The organism is Teichococcus deserti, from assembly GCF_001982615.1.
Taxonomy (GTDB): Bacteria; Pseudomonadota; Alphaproteobacteria; order Acetobacterales; family Acetobacteraceae; genus Pseudoroseomonas; species Pseudoroseomonas deserti.
The window spans coordinates 1-3,544 of record NZ_MLCO01000529.1; the positions used below are offsets into that span (position 1 = coordinate 1).

Sequence of the window (3,544 nt, forward strand, 5' to 3'; positions counted from 1 at the left end):
GTTCTGAAGCGCCTGCTGGGCCCGCGCCCGGCCGAGATCCCGGCCCAGCCCACGCCCCGCCTCGCCAGCCAGCCCGGAGGTGCCGCATGAGCATCACCACCACTCCGCAAGGCGGCGCGCTCGACCGCCCGGTCAGCACGCTGCCGCCGGTCGCCCCCGACCTGGCGCCCGAGGCCTCGCGCCCGCGCACCCGCGGCACGCTGCTCTTCGGCCTGGGGGCGATCGCCCTCTTCGTCGGCGGCTTTGCCGCCTGGTCCTTCACCGCGCCGCTGGCCGAGGCCGCCATCGCGCCCGGGCAGATCCGCTCGGAAGGCAGCAGGCGGACCATCCAGCACCTGGAAGGCGGCATCGTCAGGGAAATCCTGGCGCGCGACGGCGACCGGGTGAAGGCCGGCCAGGTGCTGATGCGGCTCGACGAGGTGCAGTCCGGCAGCAGCTTCGAGGCGCTGCAGGCGCAGTACTGGGCGCTGAAGGCGGCCGAGGCGCGGCTCAATGCCGAGGCCGCCGGCGCCGCCGACATCCGCTTCCCGGCCGAGATGCTGGCCAGCACCGATCCCCGCCTGCAGGAGATCATGACCGGGCAGCGCACCCTCTTCGCCGCCCGCCAGACCAACCTGCAGAGCTCGCTGCTGGTGCTGGAGGCGCGCATCGCCCAGCACGAGGCCGCCGCCAGCTCCGCCCATGGCCAGATCGACAGCCAGCGCCGCCAGCTGGACCTGATCAAGCGCGAGGAGGCCAGCGTCGTCGACCTGGTCCGCCAGGGGCTGGAGCGCATGCCGCGGCTGCTGTCGCTGCAGCGCAACGTCGCCTCGCTCGAGGGCAACATGGTCGACCTGAACGGCCAGGTGGAGCGCTCCCGCGCCTCGGCCGACGAGGCGCGCAACCAGATGCGCCAGACCCGCGACCAGCGGATGTCGGAAATCAGCACCGAGGCGCGCGAGAACAGCACCCGGCTCAACGAGACCGCCGAGAAGCTGCGCGCCGCGCGCGACGTCGCCACCCGGCGCGAGATCATCGCCCCCGAGGACGGCGTCATCCTGGGCAGCAAGTTCTTCAACATCGGCGCCGTGGTCCGCCCGGGCGAGCCGGTGATGGAGCTGGTGCCCTCGACCGACCGGCTGGTGGCCGAGGTGCAGCTGTCGCCCAACGACATCGACGTGGTCTATCCCGGCCTGCTGGCCGAGGTGCGGCTGCCCGCCTTCAAGCAGCGGCTGGTGCCCTTCCTGGACGGCAAGGTCACCTTCGTCGCCTCCGACGTCACCACCGACGAGCGGACGCGGGCCAGCCACTACCGGGTGCAGATCGTCATCGACGAGAACCAGATCAGCCGGCTCGAGCATGTCGAGCTGCGCCCCGGCATGCCGGTCGAGGCGCAGATCCAGACGGGCTCCCGCTCCTTCTTCCGCTACATGATGCAGCCGGTGCTCGACAGCTTCCACCGCGCCTTCCGCGAGCAGTAGCCCGCGCGCAGCATTTGCCTGCGGCGGCGCGAGCGGCCAGGATGGGGTCCCAGGACGGGCCCCGTCCTCCGCCCGCCGCATCCCTTTGAGGAGAATCCTGCCCGATGCCCGACCAGCCCGTGCTCTTCGCCGACGGCATCCTGGAAGCCAGCGTGAATTACGGCGTCACCCGGATCGGCCTCGCGCAGACCGGCGCCGACGGCAAGCCGGTGGCCTGCGGCCAGCTGATGATCCCGGTGGTGCAGCTTCCCGCCTTCGCCAACAGCCTGCTGACCCTGCTGAAGCAGATCGACGCCAAGGTGAAGCAGGCGCAGCAGACCAATGCCGCGACCGATGGGAAGCCCGAGGCCGAGGCGGTCCCCGGCTCCTTCCGCTTCTCCGGCTGACCGGCTTGGCCAGGCTGCGCCAGGGCGCCGGCTGCGCCCTGCTGGCCGGGCTCGCCCTGGCCGTCGCCGGCGGCGCGGCGCTGGCCGCTGATCCGCCTCGGGCCTCGGCCTGGGCGGCGGCGCGCGGCCCCGCCCCCGGCGCGCCGCATGTGGTCGGCGCGCATGGGCTGGGCTGCATCGGCGGCGCCGAAGCCATGCCGGAATCCGGCCCGGGCTTCCAGATGGTCCGGCTGTCGCGCAACCGCTTCTGGGGGCATCCGGCGCTGACCGCCTATCTGCGCGACCTCGGCGCGCGATCCCAGGCGGCAGGGCTGCCCGCCCTCTGGTACGGCGATCTCGGCCAGCCGCGCGGCGGGCCGCTGCCCTGGGGCCATGCCAGCCACCAGATCGGGCTGGACGCCGATATCTGGTTCGACCTGCGCCCGAAGCCCGCCCTGACCACAGCGCAGCGCGAGCAGATCGCGGTCGCCTCGCTGGTCCGCCCCGACGGCATGGACATCGACCCCGCGCAGTTCACCCCGCGCCATGTCACCCTGCTGCGCCTGGCGGCCGAGCATCCCGGCGTCGACCGCATCTTCGTCAATCCCGCCATCAAGCAGGCGATCTGCCGGCAGCAGCCCGAGGCCGCCTGGCTGCGCAAGCTGCGGCCCTGGCGGGGCCATGACGAGCATTTCCACGTCCGCCTGCGCTGCCCGCCCGGCCAGGGCGACTGCCACGACCAGGCGCCGGTGCCCGCCGGAACGGGGTGCGACGCCAGCCTCGACTGGTGGTTCTCGGCCGAGGCGCGGCAGCCGCCGAAGCCCCGGCCGCCGGGCCCGGCCCCGCGCATGCCGGCCGCCTGCGCGGGGATTCTCGCCGCGCCTTAGGGTTTGAGTTGCAGCGCCAGCACCGGATCATCGGTCGCCATGGCGTCGAGCCCGAGCGAGAAAGCCTTCTGGATGGTGGGACCGTGATTGGCGCCCCAGGCCCCCACCTTCAGCCCCGCATCGCGCAGCTTGGCCACGAAGGCTTCGTCGAGGGCGGAGATATGCGTCTCGACGAAGTCGAAGCCATGCGCCCGGGCGACGCCGACGATGCCCTCCTGCCCGACCGCGTCGATCAGCCGCGGGTCGAACAGCCAGATCACCCCCGCCAGCCCGCCGGCGCGCAAGGCGGCCGCGGCGAGCTCGGCCTCGAAGGCGATGATCCGCACCTGCGCCCGGATGCCGGCCGCGTCCAGCACCGCCAGGCTCTTCTCGACCAGCGCCGGATCGGGCTTCGCGCCGGGCGCCACCTTCACCTCGACCTGCAGCTGCTGGCGGCTGCCGCGGAACAGCGACGCCACCTCGGCCAGAGTCGGGATGCGCAGCTGGCCGGCGCCGCGCAGCCGCAGCCGGGTCAGCTCGGCCGCCGTCAGCGCCGCCACCGGGCCATGGCCCTCGGTGGTGCGGTTCAGCGTCGCGTCATGGATCACCATCGGCACGCCGTCGGCGCTGAGGTGGACATCGCATTCGCACTGGTCCAGCGGCAGGGCCAGGCTCTGGCGGAAGGCCTCCAGGCTGTTCTCGGGCCAGAGGAAGGCGCCGCCGCGATGGCTCACGACCGCCGTCGGCGGGGCATTGCGGGGAGTGTGGCGGGGCGGCGTCGGGGCGGGATCCGTCATGCCGCCCGCTCTGCCGCGCCGGCGCGGCGGCCGCAAGCCTCTGGCTGTGACAGCTT

At 73.3% G+C, this 3,544-nt stretch carries 4 protein-coding genes; 3 read left to right on the forward strand and 1 reads right to left on the reverse strand.

The genetic code is table 11. The features are described 5' to 3' along the window. The first annotated feature begins 86 nt into the window (after positions 1-86). The 3 genes from BKE38_RS29780 to mepA all read left to right on the forward strand — a co-directional run bounded on the left by BKE38_RS29780 (position 87) and on the right by mepA (position 2,712). Positions 87-1,460 (forward strand): HlyD family type I secretion periplasmic adaptor subunit, encoded by a 1,374-nt coding sequence (locus BKE38_RS29780; RefSeq protein ID WP_076960687.1) that lies wholly within the window; start codon positions 87-89, stop codon positions 1,458-1,460. 104 nt (positions 1,461-1,564) lie between these two features. Beyond that, a complete protein-coding gene (locus BKE38_RS31160; RefSeq protein ID WP_076960688.1) occupies positions 1,565-1,846 on the forward strand; it encodes a hypothetical protein in 282 nt (93 codons plus the stop codon). A 5-nt stretch (positions 1,847-1,851) separates the two neighbouring features. Further along, positions 1,852-2,712 carry a penicillin-insensitive murein endopeptidase gene (gene mepA / locus BKE38_RS29790; protein WP_076960689.1) on the forward strand — a complete coding sequence of 287 codons (861 nt, stop codon included), beginning with the start codon at positions 1,852-1,854 and terminating at the stop codon, positions 2,710-2,712. Here the strand turns inward: mepA and BKE38_RS29795 are convergent. Then, positions 2,709-3,488, reverse strand: a complete 780-nt coding sequence (locus BKE38_RS29795; RefSeq protein WP_076960690.1) for a glycerophosphodiester phosphodiesterase — start codon at positions 3,486-3,488, stop codon at positions 2,709-2,711. The genes mepA and BKE38_RS29795 overlap by 4 nt on opposite strands. Positions 3,489-3,544 lie beyond the last annotated feature (56 nt).

Excerpts from the sequence above, each read along its gene's own strand:
- BKE38_RS29780 (WP_076960687.1), top strand. The coding sequence starts at position 87 with ATGAGCATCACCACCACTCCGCAAGGCGGCGCGCTCGACCGCCCGGTC.
- BKE38_RS31160 (WP_076960688.1), top strand. The coding sequence starts at position 1,565 with ATGCCCGACCAGCCCGTGCTCTTCGCCGACGGCATCCTGGAAGCCAGC.
- BKE38_RS29795 (WP_076960690.1), bottom strand. The coding sequence starts at position 3,488 with ATGACGGATCCCGCCCCGACGCCGCCCCGCCACACTCCCCGCAATGCC.